Consider the following 18,434-nt stretch of genomic DNA (forward strand, 5'->3'; position numbering starts at 1 on the left):
ATACCGCTAAAACTCAGCCTACGAAATCAATTTTTTTATGTGCACCATCACAATAGGGTTTATTTTCTGAGGCACCGCATCGGCAAAATGCTGTGACTTTGCTGCTTTTCTTTACTTCGTTGCCGTCATGCTTCACTTTCATGTTACCGTAGACCATAAGAGGTCCGTTGGGCATGGTCTCAACAATTATTTCCTGTGTTTCATTACTCTCTTCTCCAGCTATTGATAATGCTCCTGAGGGACATTTGTTTACTTGTGCAATGATTTCTTCAGGTGTGGCACCATCCATGTTTACCCAAGGCCTTTGCTTTGGGTTAAATACTTTAGATAATCCGTGAAAACACTTCTCTGAATGAATGCAAAGGTCGGACTGCCACTTTACGGTGACGTTGTCTTTAGTGTAGTGTTTGATTGCCATAATTTTAGATGTTTGGTTCTTATAAATTTAACAAAATTAGATTCCTCTTTAGCAATTCTGATTTAACTTCCACCTCAATTTAATCGGAATAAGAAGCCTATTATTTTCTAACATGAAGCAACCTAAATCTTCGTGGTATTACCCACTTTTTTTAAGTGTATTTTTATCCTTGCTTGGCTGTGCCAAACAATCAGCTTTTTCTCAACGTCTCGAGTATGATGTAATCAAGGGAGATAAAAAAGTCGGTTTTATGATTGCAGAAAAAGTGGTGAAAGGAGATTCTATTTTTTACTACATAGAAAGTGAGACTTCAATCAGAATGCTTTTAACCTTTAAGGTAAAATATATGTTGGAGGAACTGTATGTAGGAGGAGTTTTGGTGAGTGGCGAAGCAGAGAGTAAGTTGAATGGGAACTCTAGAACTAAATCTAAAGTATGGAAAGAGGGGAATGAATATGTGGTAGAAGTGAATGGTTATGAAGAAATGAGGACTTCGGATCCGATCACATACTCTGTGCCTGAGCTTTATTTTTCGGAACCAGGTAATAAGGAGACTACCTTTTCTCAGCAGTTCGCTGAAGAACTAATTATTAAAAAGGATGAAGACCATAAGTTTACGCTTTATTCTGAAGATGGTCGAAATACTCATACTTATGAAGATGGACTTTGTACCTATGTGAAATTGAATAGGACATACGCATCATTTTATTTCCAATTGAAGCAATAAATTACAGTTAGTGGTGTGTTTAAACCTTCGGTCAAACAGTCCTATTAACTAAGACTAAATCCACCTAATTTTATTGAATATCAAAATTCACCTTATGAATAATCTATCCAAGCTTTTCCTGTCAATTCTATTTCTAGTTAGTGCCTTACAAATCAATGGGCAAGAATTGTCATTAGAACAGAAAATTCCTTTTGATTCTACTGTAAGGACTGGTATCCTTAAAAATGGCCTAAAGTATTTTATTAAGAAAAATGAGAAACCAGAGGATAGGGTGGAGTTGAGGCTTCTAGTAAATGCTGGATCTGTTCTAGAAGATGATGATCAGCGAGGATTGGCTCATTTTACCGAGCATATGGCATTCAATGGGTCTGAGCACTTTGCCAAAAATGAATTGGTAGATTATTTACAATCCGTAGGAGTCAAATTTGGTGCTCATTTAAATGCTTACACCTCCTTCGATGAGACTGTTTACATTTTACCGATTCCGTCCGATGATGAAGCCATTATTGATCAGGGTTTGACTATTCTACAAGACTGGGGAGGAAACCTACTATTTGAAACAGAAGAAATAGAAAAGGAAAGAGGAGTGGTGATAGAAGAGTGGAGGCTTGGCCAAGGGGCACAGATGCGTATGGTTCAGGAGTATTTACCTGTTATATTCAAAGGATCAAAATATGCTGATCGGCTGCCTATTGGAACTAAGGAAACGCTCGAAACTTTTGAGCCAGAAACGATCAAAAGGTTTTACAAAGATTGGTATAGGCCTAATTTAATGGCTGTGATAGCAGTTGGAGATATTGATGTTGACCAGATGGAATCGAAAATAAAAAAGCAATTTTCAGCTTTTAAGAATCCAAAGAAGGAACGTCCACGACAGGAAATTTCTGTGCCTGATAATACTGAACCGCTAGTGGCTGTGGCTTCTGACAAAGAAGCTACAAACATTATATTCAATCTGATGTACAAATCTGACGTTAAAGATTTTGTGACAGGAAACGACTACCGAAAAGCTTTGATTCAAAGTTTGTTTACCTCTATGATTAATCAACGCTTGCAGGACCTCATGCAAGAAGCGAATCCCCCTTACTTATATGCTTCAACTTCCATAGGGTCATTTATCACAAGAAGTAAAAATGCATTTTCTTGTTTTGCAGTGCCTAAGCCCGACGATGTGGAGGGAGGAGTACGAACGTTGATGAATGAAATAAAAAGGGTAGAGCTTCACGGGTTTACAGCCTCAGAATTGAAAACTGAGAAATTGAACCTAATGGAAGCCTACGAAAGTGCGTACAACGAAAAGGATAAGACAGAGTCTGCTGGGCTTGTAGATGAATTAGTAAATCATTTTTTGGAGAAAGAGCCAGTGCCAGGTATTGAATATGAGTACGCTTTTACCAAAAAGTATTTAGAAGGTATTACCCTGAATGAGGTAAATGCTATTGTCGATGAGCAGATAAGTGAAGACAATCGAGTTATTTATCTGACTGCTCCTGAGAAAGAAGAGGTTAAACTTCCTACAACAGATGACTTATTGGCGTGGGTAAAGGCCTCTGATGAAAGCAAACCAGAGCCATTGCAAGACTTAGTTTTGAGTGATCAATTGATAAAAAAAGAACCGGTTCCAGGGAAGGTACTGGAAAGATCTAGTATTGATGGACTGGGAGTGACTTCCGTTATGCTTTCCAATGGTGCTCAGGTTTTCATCAAATCTACCGATTACAAAAATGACGAAATTCAGTTCATGGCCCATCGTTCTGGTGGTATTTCGTTAGCCGAGGATAGTTCATATTGGTCTGCTTCTTTTGCCACTAACATAGTAGGACTGAGCGGTATAGGGGATTATTCATACACCGATTTGCAAAAAGTACTGGCGGGTAAGTCGGTCGGCTTGCAACCATACATGAGTGACCTGGAGGAGGGCTTTAGAGGCAGTGCTTCGCCAAAAGATTTAGAGACGTTATTGCAGTTGACCTATTTGTATTTTACTGAAGTAAGGCGTGATGAAGCAGCTTATCAGTCATTAATGCAACGTAATATGGCATTTCTGTCAAATGTAATGTCCGATCCAAATTATTTCTATCAGGACCAAATGGCTAAAATCCTTTCTCAGCAAAACATGAGGGGTGGCGGTATTCCAACAGCAGAAGACTTGCAACAGGTTTATTTGGATCAAGCGCTCGGCTTTTACAAAGATAGATTTTCTAGTCCAGGAGACTTCTCCTTCTGGTTTGTTGGCAACGTGGACGAAGATACCTTAATTCCTTTGATTGAAAAGTACTTGGGGGGTATCCCGAGTACAAGGGAAGAAAAATGGGTAGACCGAGGTGTGCGTCCTCCAAATGGCATGGTCAACGAAAAGGTTTTTAAAGGCTCAGAACCAAAAAGCTCTGTGAACATGGTTTTTACAGGTGAAATGAAATATTCACGTGAGGAGTCCTATTATCTCAGGTGCCTGGCTGAAATTCTAGATATTCGCTTAGTAGAAATTCTTCGCGAGGAGAAAGGCGGAGTATACGGAGTTGGAGCCTCAGGGTATGGAAGCAAGTCGCCTTATGAAAATTTCGAATTCAATATCAGTTTTCCGTGTGGCCCTGATAATGTTGATGAATTGGTGGCTGCTGCGCTAGAAGCCATCCGCGAAATTCAAGAACAAGGAGTATCTGAAGAAAACTTAAATAAGATAAAGGAGGCTCAGCGTAGAGATCAGGAACTCCATTGGAAAACTAATGGCTACTGGATGAACGTTCTAAAAACCTATCATGTAAATAATTTTGATTACAACGAAGTCGAATGGTTAGACCAACGCATCGAGGATTTGACCGCTAATGATATCCAACAAGTAGCTAAAAAATATTTGGATACCGATCAATATATTCAGGTGGTGCTGTATCCAGAAGAGTAGTTGTTAATTAGAATAAATAAACGCCTTTCTCTCTGCCCTTAAGAATTACCTCTACATGTTCGTTGATGGTAGTAGCTAGTTCATACCCTTTATATTTTGGATAAATAGGAAATGATTTATGGCTTCGATTGACCATTACTACAACTTCTATTTTTTTTATATTGGTATTTAAGAAGGCCTTCAGAGCAAATGCAGCAGTTTTCCCCGAGTTGAGCACATCATCAAAGAGCACTATGGACTTTTTTGTGAGCTCTTTTTCTTCCATTTTTTCTAGATGAACGTCTTCTAAAAAGGGAGCTTCTTTATTGATGTCTACTCTAACGATTGAGGTCTTGAGTGGTGAAATTTTTTCAAGCTCTTTGCTCATCAAAGTAGCAAATACAAATCCATTGTCAGACACACCTGCTAAGATGAGATGCTTTTCGTCTAGATTATTCTCATAAATTTCGTATGCCATTCTCACGATGCGTTGATCGATCTGAATGGCATTCAAAATCAGATTTTTTTCTTTAGTCATACAGGACTTAATTATCCGCTGGTACAGGTACTTCCTTGCTGTTTTTAAAGGTAGAAAGTATCACCATAGACTGCAAGCTATCCACAATATCAATGTCACTAACCTTCTCCAACATCAGTTGCTGGTAGGAGGCAATGTCTTTTGCTACGATTCGAAGGATAAAATCACCTGAGCCTGTAATATGATGACACTCAATAATTTCTTCAATGTCAGAAATTTTACTCAGGAATGTTTCTATATTAGGCTTGTTATGACCTTTCAATGATACTTGGACAAAGGTATTGACCCCAAGTCCCAGCATGGCAGAGTCTAACTCTGCATGGTAGCTTTTAATGATACCAGAATTTTCGAGTTTTTTCACCCTCTCCAAAGTAGGTGCTGGAGATAAACCTATCTCTTCAGATAGTTTAGCATTGGTAATTTTACCATTTGCTTGTAAAATCTTCAGGATTTTCCTGTCTGTTTTGTCGATTTTCGTGTTGCCAATCATTAGCATTTGCAAAATATTCTTCGGTTCAAAATTAGTAAGATTAGTAATTATTCTATCTCAATAATTAAAATTTATTATTTCAATAGAATGTTTTATTTTGAGTTAAACGGGTGGTTGTTTGATAATGTGAAAACAAGCCTAAAATCACGCCACCCTATGAAAAATCGACCCTTAGAGCATAAATGCCCGTCTCGGACATTTTATGTTTTTTGATGAAATAGTTGATAGAATTGTCGTTGAGAGGCCAAACTATTTGTCGACCTCAGGCATCACATTTTGACGAATCGTTGAGTGGATTCGTTTTGACCATACACTGTTTTGATGAAATACATGCCTTGTTCAAAACTATGTATATCAATGAAAAAGCTATTAAGTCCTGTATGGGCATCCATATATACTTCCTGATATAGAACGGCCCCGGTTGCATCTAGAAGAAATACTTGAACTGGTGCGTCAGAAGGCAGAATCATATTCACACGGATCTTGGAATCAGTATTGCTTGCCGGATTGGGATAGGAATCTTCGACTATTAATTGTTGGTTGAAGTCAACACAACCTTCGTTGTTGACGATATCGATGTCACCTATATCATCCACTCTATCTATTAGGGTGATACAAGCATAGCCTATGTTGTTTCCTATGCTAGAAAAGGTGAAATTTAGTGGGTAAGTGATGGTTTCTCCTCTTAAGAGGGTACCCGAATAACTTTCGAAAATGGAAGAGTTATTGTCTAAATCGATGCGAATGTCAAAGCCATTAAGAATGACATTTCCACTGTTTTTGACAGTCAATGAAATGTTCGTTTGGTTCTCAGAGTCTTCAGTACTGATTTGTATCAATTCCAGATCTAAAATTGGGTCGGCGACTGTGATAGACATGGAGGTTGTATCACTGCACCCATGATCATTGGTTGCAACGAGTTGTGTGCTATAATCTCCCTCTGAATTATAAGTAAATTGAGGATTGTTTTCTGTGCTTGTAGAATTCTCTTCGTCACCAAACAACCACATAGAGGAAACGGTATCTTGAGATTCATCTGTGAAATCAATCGTAAGTGGTGCGGGGCCTATGTCTGTGCTTGCTCCGATCTGTACATTGGGTGAAGGATGAATGGTTACTGTTTTTTGAACCGAACCTTCGCATCCAGTTTCGTCTACTATGCTTAGGCCAACAGTATAGCTACCAGCTACGGAAAAATTGTGAGTTGCAGGATTAGTGGTGCTTGACTCTTCATTCCCGAACTGCCAGCTAAATGACTCTATATTTGTCGATGTTGAATGGGTGGCATCTTCAAATATTGTTGATTCATTATTGCATGCCTTTTCTACAGTAAAGTCGACCACAGGTAATTCACTAATGGTAAAATTATCGTTGTGAATAGCTTGGCAGCTATTAGCCGAGCGAACCAACAGCGATACTGTGTGGTCTCCTGGGTCATTGTAGACTTCTCCGAAACTAGAACTATACGATGCTAGACTGCCGTCAATAGTCCAGACCCATTGTGTGATTGGATTGCTAAAATCATCTTCAGATTTATCTAGGAAAACTGTTTCAGTATTGATACATCCTAAATCCACTTCAAAATTGGCGGTAGGGGCCAATAACACATTGACCACCGATATCAATGTGTCTCTACAACCAGCGGTTGTTTCGACGATGAGTTCAACATCATAAGAGCCTTGATTCTCAAAAGTATAATTTGGATTTTGGTCAGTAGAACTTCCCAATCCTTCAAAATCCCAGTCATATGCTGAAATATTGGCTAGACCTTCCACACTTGATTCATCTTGAAAAGTGATACCTACGCCTTCACAAGCTGGGCCATGGCTAAACCCAGCATTTGGTTTATCCTCGATGGTAACTGGTAAAACAAGCTGATTGCTACAACCTTGATTGTTGTTTACTGTAAGAGATACATTATAATTTCCGTGTGCCCCATATGTATACGATGGAGAGGAGGCAGACGAAGCTCCGCTTCCATCGCCGAAGTCCCAAGATTGGCCTGTTATTCCTGAACCTGTCGAAGAATTAGTAAACTGTGTTTCATCACCCAAACAAAGGTCTTCGAAACTAAAAGCTACATCTGGCCCAGCAATTACGTTAATGTCTGTACCTGCACTAGGAGTAGAGCATCCTGGGATGGAGGCTGTAAGGGTAATGGTTTTTGTTCCGTCAGAATTAAAAGTGAATGAGCCATCTCTTTCATTTGTATTCCCTTCTCCGTTATAATCCCAATCATAGGTAAGCGTAGCTCCACTGTAGTTTGATTCATCAAATAAGTTTTCGAATTCCAGATCAGCCCCGGTACAATAGGGAGCACCTGGAGTTGAGAAGGTAGGGGTAGAAGGTGCGGGATAGATAGAAACGGTGTCTTTTACGAAATTGGAGCATGTGCCGTCGCTGACTGTAAGAAATACAAGGCTGTCGCCTACTTGACTGAAAGTATGTGTGGTATCAGCTGTGCTGCTTAATCCACTTGTAACACCTCCATCAAAGGACCACTCGTAAGATGCCAATCCTATATCGCTGGGAGTGAAAGTGTTAGCTTGGCCTAGGCATTCGTTTGTATTGTCTGTGAATGAGATTGGGGGGGCTATGCTTGAAGATACACTTATCGACGAAACAGACCTCGAAGTTTGAAAATTGTCATTCGATACCTTTAGACCGATGTTATAAGTGCCTGATGCAGAATAGAGCTGGTTTGGTTCTAATTCGTTTGAGGTTTCAACGTCAGTATTGCAAATGTTGGGAAACTCAATCTTGTATAGATGTTTTTTGGAACCATCTACTGAGAACCCAAACCAATTGCTGTTTTCTTTCCGAAGGGCAATATTCCAAGTATTTTGAATACTACCACCCAAGTTTCCCAAATCTTGAGAAGAATCTATCCCGTCGGTAATAGACTCTCCAAAATTTAATTGTACGAGTTCACCATTAATACTAGTCATGTACCCGATGAACTTTCCATTATCAATTTCAAGATCTATACCGTAAGGATTGTAACCATAGATGTGAGTGCTAGTTACGTTAGCGACTGCGGGGTCAGAATATACTTCTGGTCCGAAATCTAGGGTATGTATGGTTTTTGAACCATACGCTACTAATACACCATACCAATCCCCCTCCGATTCGATCAGAGATATATCAATAATGTTGGTTGCGCCAGAGACTGAACTGGTTGTAAGTATATCACTACTTGTCGGGTTATTGTTTAGTGTATTATCAAAATCGATAATATCTATGGTATTTGAATTCCAATAGGAAAGTAATGCGTAAAACCCAGAGGAGGTTTGAATAAACTCCATTCTACTGTTTGATCCGCCAATACTTTCCATAGCCATTGTAGCGATTGGTGTATTCGCTAATGAGTTTCCAAAAGAAACTCTAATGATGCTGTTATTACCACCGTTGTGGATCATTGCATACCAAATGCCATTGTCTTCTAACACTTTAATTGGTTCTGGACTATTTAATAAACCTCCTACATTACCTAGATTTTCAACGCTAGGTGTGTTGTCAAGTGAAGTTCCAAAAGTTAGTCTAAGTAATGAATGATTATTTCGACTGGTGACAAATCCGTACCAGACCGAATTTTCCAGGACTACATCTAAGTATCTTGGCGAGTTTGCTGCTGAAAGAGTCAGAACGTTGGATGCTGAGGGGGATTCTAAAAGATCTCCTTCACAAAAATCCCAATCAAAGCTCGTTCCATTTGTTGAATTGTTGGTGAGTTCAATATTCTGCTGTTGGCAAACAGATCCAACGTGCAGAAAGTTGGATATTGGGACTTGAGCATGGCTTGAAGGGGCAGCGATTATTAAGCTTATAAATAATACTTCAAAACATCTTCGCAATTTCATTTCAACCTGATTTGCACTAAATGGACCCAAAAATGTTACTGAATCCAGTCATTAGAATTCTTTTACCTTTTGCAAAGGTACCTCCCGATCGCATCTTATCCCTGCCTTTTCGATCAAATGAAGCAATTATTAGATCAAATGAAGGTCAAAATACGTGCCTTTTACTACAGTTTTGAAAAAAAACGAATTTTAGTTAATTCCCTTAAGTAAATATGCCTAGCTGGTTGTTTATCAATAGTTATGAATTGACGAATGAATTTGTCGTTAATTGACCTTCTTCTGCTTCGTATCCAATTCCACAAAGGAAAAACTCTATATGTTTGTATCATCTTTATGAGATTTTTGAAGGCAGAAGTTTTCTCATCACGGACACTATCGACCCACATGTGTCTGATGATAAATGGAAAAAGTACTCTGATTTTAACATCTGGACAAAAGAGCTGATAGCGATTAAAGCAATCAGGAAATTCCTTGATAGGCATCATTTCACTCATTAATTGTTGCGCACAATATCTTGTGATAACGTATCCTTGTGTCCCTCTAATTTTAGCAGGAGCAGGCCGCATGATCTCGCACTCACCATGGGCCCTACCTTCCGTCAAAAATTCAACTGGATCAAAAAGGAGTGTGTGAAGAGATATAATTTCATTTTTTTTAATGTTTTGCTCTATGTAATTCAAGTATTCATTAAATGATTCTGCGATAATGACATCATCTTCTAAGACGCATGCCACATCAATATTGTCCTTCAATATTTTCTCATAAATGAGGTAATGACTATATGTACAACCAACCATTCCTTTCAATTCACCTATCGGACGTTTTTCTTTTTCTTCAAGCCTTTTCACATCCGCTATATCTAAAAAGTGACTTTTTCTGATTGTTTTTCCGTCTATTCCTTCAAAAAATTCAACCTCAACAGCGAGTTTGTTAAATTGTTTTTGCATGTCCTTTTTTCTTCGAACATCTTTCTGCATGTTGATTACAAATGTCTTCATTTAATTTTGGTATATACCCTCAAAAATAGCGTGTACTCTTTCAATGGAGCGATATTCTTTTGCAATGGATCGGCTGTGATTACTAAATTTTTCTCTCTCCACATTTAAGTACCTAATAATTTGTTCTTTTTGTTTATTAATATCCTTTACACAAAAGCTATCTATCACACACCCTATTTCATATTTTTTGGCATAAATATCGTCTTCAGATATCCCTTTGCATACGATATACGGCAACCCACATAACATGTACTCAGCTGTTTTAGTCGGCGATCTGAATTTTTGATTGGCTAATGGGGGAATACCGACGATCCCTATGTCTGCAGCAGACAAATAAGCTGAAACTTCTTCTCTTTCGATAGGCGTCATGAGAGTAAATTCTTCAGGTTCGCCGCCAAACGTTTTTATCCAATTTACTATCGTTTGATGATCGAAGTCTGTTATTAGTAGAGGTAGAATAAGATTGTCCCATCTGGAAATTTCACACATTACCTGGATGATTTCTTTTTCATAGTATAGGCCTCCAAGCTTGCCAATGTAGAGTAAAATTTTTTTGTTTTCAGCTTTTAATTGGCGTCGAATGCGAATGCGATCGGAGTGTGAAAATTTAAAATCCTGCGGATCTACCGCTGTTGGCGCTACTGATATTTTTGATTCTGGTAAATACGCTTCTAGTTCTTTTTTCATGGCACGTGTACCAGTCATGATATGAAAGGCCTTTTTGGCTGCAAACAATTCAAAAAAACTGAGCACTTTGAATTTAATTCCCGACTTATTCCAATGTCCCATGTCTACCATAAACTTGGCATGTGGTTCGTAGGAATAAATCACCAATTTCAAATGAAAAAACATAGTTAAGATAGCAGATAGTGCTGCCGAGACATTGGCAAATGCCATAATATATTCCAGGTTATACCTTCTGGTTAACTGTAGAGTGACTTTAAACAGCTGTACCAAGTCCCAAACTTTTTTGAGCAGGATGAATCGGCCGGTGTGAAATTTGAGTGGAATCCAATAGATGTTGCGGTCGGCCAATTCTAATTTATTTTTTGAAACTTCCTCTGGTGTCATCTCATATTGAGGTTGTTCAAACGTGATGAGATGAAATTTGAGGTGGGGTTTTTCTGTAAGTTTCCATATATATTTCAGTATCAAATTCTGAAACAAGGGATCCTTGAAACTATTATAAATCAACACCAATGTATGCTTTTCTTTCATCAGGTCCTTAGAATTCTATAAATTGATCCGAGGGCATTAATAGGGTCTTTTCCGTCAAATAGGTGGGATAGAAACATAATTTTAAGAACCCTTAATTTCAAAGAAAGCCTATAATGATCTGGGAAATTATTTCTGATATTTTTGATCAACTGAATATACCCATTTTCGAGTCCAATAAGATTACTCATGGCCGACTCATTGCCCATTCTGACTGAAAGTATCCATTCCTTTGTAAAATCGTAATAACCTTCCTTGGCAAAGGATAGATAAAAATTTAGATCTTCGGAGTGAGTCATATTCTCATCAAATCTATAAGAAACATCATCTCTTTTTTTAATCATCCAAGTCGAACCAAAGAAGCAATCGCTGCTCAATGCGAGCAGTTTAGAGAATGGATCCCCAGTATAATTTGGTAAATACTTGCCTGAGATTCTTGTGCCGTATGAATCGATGAAAAAAACCTTACCATCCACAAAACTGATTATTGGGTTTTTTTCGAATACAGCCAATCTGGCAGAAAGGCTATTTGGACTTAACAGATCATCCGCATCTAAAAAACAAAAGTAATCACCTGTCATTTTAGCAAGTCCAACATTTCGAGCTGAGCTTACACCTTTATTTACTTGTTCAAAATATTTAATCCTACTGTCTTGATATTGTCCTATGATTTGCTTGGAGTCATCTGTGCTACCATCGTTAATTACCAACAATTCCCAATTTGTATGATCCTGCTTCATCACGGATTGGATGCTATTGTTCAAAAATTGAGCACCATTAAAAACAGGTAGAATGATCGATACCAGATTCATATCTTAAGGTTTTATATAATAGCCTTTCATGGCGTTGCCAATCTGCAGAAGAGTTAATATTTTATTAACGATTGTTTTTAACAATCTAAGTGAAAAATGATTTTCAATATTTTGCCTCAAGTTTTGATCTGAATTTTTCACACCGCCTTGACGTCCTTCCATTTGTCTTTGTTTTTTTCCTTTAAAACTTGAAATATTGATGCCAGTTGTCAATAATTTTTCTTTTTCAAATCCAACCTTTTTCATAAGATAATGTAAGGTTTTAGGTGTGAAATATATTAAATGCTCTGGGTATCCAATCACCTTATATGCTTCTCCCAGATAATACCTTTCAATTGCGTTGAAGTTTGGTGTGGTAACGTAAAAAAGTCCTCCACTTCGCAACAGCGAATAAATATTAGAAGCCTCTTCTAATGGGTTATTTATATGTTCTATGACTTCTATTGAAACAATAATGTCAAAATCCTTAATAGGGTAATTGTCAGGGTTTAACTTTCCATAGTTCACTGTTATACCCTTTTTTTGGGGAATTTCGCTGGCCTCTTTGGTGTACTCAGTACCGTAAACTTCCCATCCACGCTTTTTTGCTTCAACTAAAAAGGCACCTCCTCCGCATCCCACTTCTAGTATTTTGTTGTTTGTTCTGTAGGATTCAAATTGATCAAGTAAATCATGATACCTTTTGATTGTGATTTCTGAGATCGCACTACTGCGGGAATAATTGTTGTAGTGATCGGAAAGTTCTTTTTCCGTTGGAATCTTTCTAGTGAACACCAGTCCCGAGGATTTACTTTTGACTAGTTCGGTTTTAGGGAATTTTTTAAGAGAGACCAAGTCTTCGGTATCCGTTATTAGACACTTCTTATGATATTTTTGCATTGAGGTAGTTTTCTATGTTTTTCAATTGCCGGTCATAGGTGTTGTTAATGGCGAAATCGAGCTGCTCATTTGATTTGTGCACGTAATTCAAATTACGAAATTCAACCACGCAGCGGGTAAATATCTGCGAGAAATTACCGTTCTCTTCGCTCATGGTAACAAGGTTTGGGAATGTCTTATATTCATCTGTAAATGTGCAGATAATGGTTTTCCCACTCCCCAAATACTCTAACAACTTGTGCGGATTCGCTAGCTGCTTGGGAAATTTATCTGCCTTGTAAGCAAGAAACAGCAAATCCATTTTGACCAGATAAGATGGAACCAGTCCTGCATCTACTTTCCCTAAGAACCTTGAATTTTCTAATAAAAAAACTTCTCTCATTTTAGGGTCTCCTGATTCTAGATTGTAAGGGCCGATAAAGTAAAATAGGATCTCAGAATGCCGGGTGACCACTTCATGGATGAGAAGCCAATCTAGGTATTTAATGTTATGATTGCCTACATATCCGGCTTTCAATCTTTTGTCTTTTTGATCAGGTAAGTCGATTTCTACAATTTTTCGCTCGGCATAGCCATGATTAATGAAGTAGGAATGCTTATTGAATTTGCCTAGTTCTTCCTGAAGGTACGAACTGGTTGAAAAACAAATGTCGGCCGTTTTTGCTAGGGTCTGACGTTGATATTTTTGATTCCAGTCAACAATATGACAAATTTTGAAAGCATTGATCTTTGATAAATTAAAAAAACGAGAGGGATCAAAACTCCAAACAATATCAAAGGAATGGCCGACTTGAGTTTCTAAACGTGATAATTCGGTTTGGATAAAAATGGCGTTGAGCCAGTTGGGCAAGTATTGGAGGCCTTTGAACTTTGGTTTGTAATCTATAATATTTAGCTGATTGGACTTTCTTGTTATAAGGAATTTTTGACTAGGTGGATTGAGAAACCAAACTTGATTTTTTTGAGCTAAGTGATCAGCATAGTGATGTTTGGATACTTTCATGTCTGACCAAGGCTCAGGAGAAATGAGTAATATGTTATTATGCTCTAACTTCATTTTTTCCAACTCAAGAGATAATCTTTAAACAAATGAAGGGCCAATTCTTTTTTGAATTGATTGATTGAAGGTACTGCGTTGATAAGACTCTTGTATTGACTAAACAGACGTAGGGGATGCCATTTGTCTATACTGTATCTATAAGAATGTAATACCGAAAAACGGATCAATAGACGTTTTACTTTTTCCTCTCCTAATTCCTCTATGAATGGATAATACGATTTAAACACTTCATCGAGCAAACCCACCTTGTTGTACCCCCAATCTTTTGGGTTGAAGTCAGAAATTTGAGTGGCGAATTGCGGGGCATAAATACCATTATGTCTTAACAATGATTCCGCGGCCATAAAAATGAACAAGTAGGGGTTTCTATGAGGAGCGTTCTGGGCGTACTTTTCGTACAACCTTTCTCGTTTGACTACCAATCCCGACATTTGATGCGCTAGGTGACTATAGCGGAGCATAGCCTCATAGCCTGCTTCAAAATCGTATATGGGAGTAGATTGATCTCTCTGTACAGTCACACTACCGTCCTTTTTCAAAGAGGCCAATCCGGTAAGGATCACGCCGAAATGACCATTTTTTATTTGGTCTAAAACAAAGGACAAATAGTCCTCAGCCAAATAGTCATCGTCTCCAAGCCACAAGATGTATGGAGCAGTAGCATTTTTGAGCAGCTGCAAAACGTTAGGTTCGAGTCCGATATTGGAGGAGTTGCGGGTATAGCTAACTTCAATGCTGTGGTTTTGCTGTTTGAAGTTGGTGACTACTGATTCCGTTTCGTCTTCAGAGCAGTTGTCAGAAATAGAAATGGAGATCGCATGAGTAAGCCCTTGACCCATGATCTGTGAGGAAAGCTGACTCAGGTTTTTTTGTAAGTCTTTGGCTCGGTTAAAAGTCGGTATTAATATTTCTAGTTGAATATCACTCATTTCCAATTGGGCCAACTTTTGTCTTTTTCAGATTGGTGATATGTTTTGTTTAGCCAATCTATTCTCAGAATGGGATCATTTGGGCGTAGACCACTTTCATGTGAAGGAGCATAGCTGTTGTCTGACATGTAAAACACGGTAGTATTTCGGCTCAATGTTAAATATCCCGTGGCGTACCCCCTTGGAACATAATAGGCCTTATCGACATCATCGAGGATTAATGATCCAGATTTCTCACTTGTAGTATCAAAAAAGCCTAATTGGATGGAACCGTTGAGAACACGAAATATTTTTCCTTCAGCATGATCACCAGTTTGATAATGAAGCCCTCTCAAGGTATGGGCTGCTTTGGTTTCCACATGATTGATCTGCTTTATTTCAAATGAAACGGATTCCAGAAGCGATTCATCAAAGAATTTGCGGAAGCTACCCCTTTCATCTGAAGCTCCTTTCGATTTGAGTAACAGTATGTCGTCAAAAGTTTCGGGCATCGGTTAAAACATTTCGTAAATAAAGTCTCGCACTTGTGTTGAGTCTTGCTCCATAGCCAAAACATTTGCATCAGCCAACCATTCTTTAAGGAAAGGAAGTATTTTGTTTTTTTGTTCTGCGTCCATCTCTTCAAATTCTTGAATGATTAACATGGGATCAACCTGATAGGTTTCCAATGGGTGCAGTCGCTTGACCCTTTCGTTTTTTTCTGAGTCATAAGAGGTCCAGCTACTCGATGTAGCGGTGTGATACTCCTTTAGTTTGAACTTTTTATTGAAATTGTCCTTATTGAGTGTATTCCAATCCATGGTTTTAATCCAATTCAAATGTTTCTTGCCAATTTTCTTCTTCTTGCCATTTTGGCTGTTCTTCTTTTAGTAAGTAGTAATCTCCTAAAACCAATATATCCATTTCGGTACGCATAAAACAGCGATAGGCATCATGTGGTGTGCACACAATAGGTTCTCCCCGCACGTTGAAACTGGTATTTATGAGCACACCATAATCGTTTTTCTTTTTCACTTCGTGAAGCAAGTCATGAAAGGCTGGGTTGTGGTTATCGGATCTGTTCATAGACTGGAGCCTTGCACTAAAATCCACATGCGTGATAGATGGTAAGACGCTCCTTTCTTGATTGACAATTTCCAACATATTTTCTGAATCCAGAGAGACTTCAACTTTTTTTCTTAACGATTCTTTTACTGGTGCTACCAAGAGCATAAATGGACTGGGTCGATCAATGTTAAAGTAGTCACTCAGATTTTCTTCCAAAGCGATTGGCGCAAACGGCCTGAAAGACTCGCGATATTTGATTTTTAGATTAAACTTTTTTTGCATGTCTACCTTGGTTGGGTCACCGATGATGGAGCGGTTGCCAAGGGCTCGGGGGCCAAACTCCATCCTTCCGTCCAGATGGCCGGCAATTTTTTCCTTGATTAATAGACTGGCCAATTGATCGGCTCTTTGCCCAGGTCTAAATTGATGTGCTTTTAATCCATTGGTATCGATATAAGATTTGATTTCATCTTTTGAAAATGAAGGGCCATAGTAGGCATGGGTTTGGGTGCTGTCTGCAGCTTTGTTTTCCCCTTTATGAATTCTTTGATAGTAGTAGTCCAGTGCCGCACCTAATGCCCCTCCAGCATCTCCTGAGGCTGGCTGGATCCAGATGTCTTCAAATATACCTTCTCGCAACAATTTACCATTGGCTACACAATTGAGAGCCACCCCTCCTGCCAGTACTAGATGTTTTTTTTCAGTTATTTTTTTGGCATGAACAGCCATCTTCATAACTACTTCTTCAGTCACTATTTGAATAGAAGCAGCCAAATCCATTTCTCTCCTTGTAATTTGACTCTCGCTTTGTCGTTTTGGGCCTTCAAATATTTCAGCGAAAGATGCATTGGTCATTGTCTCACCTTTGATAAAATCAAAAAGGTTGAGATTGAGCAAAATGGATCCGTCCTCATGGATTTTCACCACCTTTTCTTTGATTACATCCGAATAAATCGGTCGGCCATACGGAGCTAACCCCATCAGTTTGTATTCGCCAGAATTCACCTTGAATCCGCAGAAGTAGGTAAATGCAGAATACAAAAGTCCTATAGAATGCGGATAGTGTTGCTGCTCAAGAATTTTTAGGCTACTTCCTTCACCTACGGCAATAGTAGAACAGGCCCATTCACCAACGCCATCTACGACCAAAATTGCGGCCTCATTGAATGGAGAAGGATAGAAGGCACTGGCGGCATGAGAGATGTGATGTTCCGTGCAAAAACTTTTACCGGCATAATTGAATTTGCTTTTTAATAATTCTGGTAGCATCAATTTTTTGAGCATACTAGGCCCTGCCAGTTGCCAAAATTTCTTAGCTGCTTCATTTTCAAGTATAGCTGAATTTGAGATCACTCGTTCGAGTGTCATCGTAGGATTGTCATAAAAACAAATGGCAGTGAGCTCGTTGATATTTATTTTCGCTTCTTCAAGACAATAGTGGATGGCGTTTTCTGGGAATCCAGGATCATGTTTTTTCCTTGTAAATCTTTCTTCTTGCGCTGCAGCTACAATAATTCCATCTTTGATTATTGCTGCCGCTGAGTCGTGATAAAAACAAGAAATCCCTAGTACATAATCTGATGGGTCAGAATTATTTGAGTTTTTTGGTATTACTCTTTTTTCTAGATTCAAAAAAGAGTGCATTACAGGGGTTAAATGCTGTGCTAGTAACTGATGTGCTTTTGGTGTGAAATGTCCACAAAGAGGTAAAAAAAAGTCATCCTGGTTTTGTTCAAATCCATGATGCAGCATTTGCTGCAGGCTTATATACTTTACGCGATCTGATTCAAAGCACTTAAATATACCATCGTAGTATTGGGGTTCATTAGTTCCGATAATATAATTGTAGGGAATGGGTGCCAGAAGCAATGGCTTGTCACCCGTCGCCACCACCAACTGGTCAATGATGGCCTTCCCAAGTTGCCATTCTTTGCTATTAGGGTCGTTGAGTTCGGGATGGCTGATTTTACCCAGCACATGTTTGCCAGCTACTTTGTTTACCAGATTTTTGGTTTTGTTTTTTAGCGCATTCAGCTTGGAGTTGTTGGCCGTTCCTTGGTGCTCAGTTGTTACAGATGCTCTAGTTAGAGGCACAGGCTGATTGCAAAGTGTAAGCTGATTGTTTTCCCACTTAAAATAAGGTTTGGGAATTGAAATTTTCTCTCCTGCCCTGTTTTTCCCTACACGCGAGGATTTCATGTTTCGATACCAATCGTCCATGTGTGGAGCGAATAAAACTGCATCGTGAGAGATTTGATCTTTGAAGGCTTCATATACCATGAGTTGCTGATCTAACCCAAAACCATTGACCGCGAGATTGGTCACTTCTATGTCTAAATGATTGGCTAGTAGATCAGAAAATCTATTCTCATTCGACACACCGTCACCCACTGCATAGGAATCGCCTAATACCAAAAGTTTGAAGGAGCCATTCGATCGGGCCTTTGAATTTCGAAATCCATTCTCATCGGTTTCCAAAAAATAGGCGTCGGCGCCATATCGTACACGCGTATATTGATTGGGCACATATAAATGCCCAAAGTCTGCGTGGTAGGTGATGATTTGGCGGTAATTTCCCAT

At 38.8% G+C, this 18,434-nt stretch carries 15 protein-coding genes; 2 read left to right on the plus strand and 13 right to left on the minus strand.

Annotated features, from left to right (window positions below; translation table 11 throughout):
- Positions 1-13: 13 nt before the first annotated feature.
- Entirely contained in the window at positions 14-418 is a 405-nt protein-coding gene (locus ACO6S2_RS06430) for a (4Fe-4S)-binding protein (protein ID WP_422361694.1), read from the minus strand.
- Between the two features lie 112 nt (positions 419-530).
- Here ACO6S2_RS06430 and ACO6S2_RS06435 point away from each other — a divergent pair, with 112 nt between their 5' ends.
- Positions 531-1,145 carry a DUF6134 family protein gene (locus ACO6S2_RS06435; RefSeq protein WP_422361695.1) on the plus strand — a complete coding sequence of 205 codons (615 nt, stop codon included), beginning with the start codon at positions 531-533 and terminating at the stop codon, positions 1,143-1,145.
- A gap of 94 nt (positions 1,146-1,239) precedes the next feature.
- On the plus strand, positions 1,240-4,047 hold the full coding sequence (locus ACO6S2_RS06440) for a M16 family metallopeptidase (protein WP_422361696.1): 2,808 nt from the start codon (positions 1,240-1,242) through the stop codon (positions 4,045-4,047).
- A 7-nt stretch (positions 4,048-4,054) separates the two neighbouring features.
- Here the strand turns inward: ACO6S2_RS06440 and ACO6S2_RS06445 are convergent, their stop codons facing one another.
- The 12 genes from ACO6S2_RS06445 to ACO6S2_RS06500 form a co-directional block, all read right to left on the minus strand.
- The gene (locus tag ACO6S2_RS06445) at positions 4,055-4,564 is read right to left on the minus strand and encodes a phosphoribosyltransferase family protein (protein ID WP_422361697.1); all 510 of its coding nucleotides are present in this window, start codon (positions 4,562-4,564) and stop codon (positions 4,055-4,057) included.
- Between the two features lie 7 nt (positions 4,565-4,571).
- Positions 4,572-5,054 carry an Lrp/AsnC family transcriptional regulator gene (locus ACO6S2_RS06450; RefSeq protein WP_318172930.1) on the minus strand — a complete coding sequence of 161 codons (483 nt, stop codon included), beginning with the start codon at positions 5,052-5,054 and terminating at the stop codon, positions 4,572-4,574.
- Between the two features lie 269 nt (positions 5,055-5,323).
- A complete protein-coding gene (locus ACO6S2_RS06455; protein ID WP_422361698.1) occupies positions 5,324-8,914 on the minus strand; it encodes a PKD domain-containing protein in 3,591 nt (1,196 codons plus the stop codon).
- A 164-nt stretch (positions 8,915-9,078) separates the two neighbouring features.
- Complete coding sequence (locus ACO6S2_RS06460) at positions 9,079-9,912, minus strand: glycosyltransferase family 25 protein (protein ID WP_422361699.1); 834 nt, start codon at positions 9,910-9,912, stop codon at positions 9,079-9,081.
- Positions 9,913-11,130 carry a hypothetical protein gene (locus ACO6S2_RS06465; RefSeq protein ID WP_422361700.1) on the minus strand — a complete coding sequence of 406 codons (1,218 nt, stop codon included), beginning with the start codon at positions 11,128-11,130 and terminating at the stop codon, positions 9,913-9,915.
- On the minus strand, positions 11,130-11,939 hold the full coding sequence (locus tag ACO6S2_RS06470; RefSeq protein WP_422361701.1) for a glycosyltransferase family 2 protein: 810 nt from the start codon (positions 11,937-11,939) through the stop codon (positions 11,130-11,132). Before ACO6S2_RS06470 ends, ACO6S2_RS06465 begins: the two co-directional genes overlap by 1 nt.
- Positions 11,940-11,942: 3 nt before the next feature.
- The gene (locus ACO6S2_RS06475; protein WP_422361702.1) at positions 11,943-12,818 is read right to left on the minus strand and encodes a class I SAM-dependent methyltransferase; all 876 of its coding nucleotides are present in this window, start codon (positions 12,816-12,818) and stop codon (positions 11,943-11,945) included.
- Positions 12,802-13,875 carry a hypothetical protein gene (locus tag ACO6S2_RS06480; protein ID WP_422361703.1) on the minus strand — a complete coding sequence of 358 codons (1,074 nt, stop codon included), beginning with the start codon at positions 13,873-13,875 and terminating at the stop codon, positions 12,802-12,804. Before ACO6S2_RS06480 ends, ACO6S2_RS06475 begins: the two co-directional genes overlap by 17 nt.
- Positions 13,872-14,807 (minus strand): glycosyltransferase family 2 protein, encoded by a 936-nt coding sequence (locus tag ACO6S2_RS06485; protein WP_422361704.1) that lies wholly within the window; start codon positions 14,805-14,807, stop codon positions 13,872-13,874. The genes ACO6S2_RS06480 and ACO6S2_RS06485 overlap by 4 nt, the downstream gene beginning before the upstream one ends.
- Positions 14,804-15,298 carry a dTDP-4-dehydrorhamnose 3,5-epimerase family protein gene (locus ACO6S2_RS06490; RefSeq protein WP_422361705.1) on the minus strand — a complete coding sequence of 165 codons (495 nt, stop codon included), beginning with the start codon at positions 15,296-15,298 and terminating at the stop codon, positions 14,804-14,806. The genes ACO6S2_RS06485 and ACO6S2_RS06490 overlap by 4 nt, the downstream gene beginning before the upstream one ends.
- A gap of 3 nt (positions 15,299-15,301) precedes the next feature.
- Positions 15,302-15,607 (minus strand): hypothetical protein, encoded by a 306-nt coding sequence (locus ACO6S2_RS06495; RefSeq protein WP_422361706.1) that lies wholly within the window; start codon positions 15,605-15,607, stop codon positions 15,302-15,304.
- Between the two features lie 4 nt (positions 15,608-15,611).
- The gene (locus ACO6S2_RS06500) at positions 15,612-18,434 is read right to left on the minus strand and encodes a carbamoyltransferase N-terminal domain-containing protein (protein ID WP_422361707.1); all 2,823 of its coding nucleotides are present in this window, start codon (positions 18,432-18,434) and stop codon (positions 15,612-15,614) included.

The organism is Reichenbachiella sp., from assembly GCF_965233835.1.
Lineage (GTDB): Bacteria > Bacteroidota > Bacteroidia > Cytophagales > Cyclobacteriaceae > Reichenbachiella.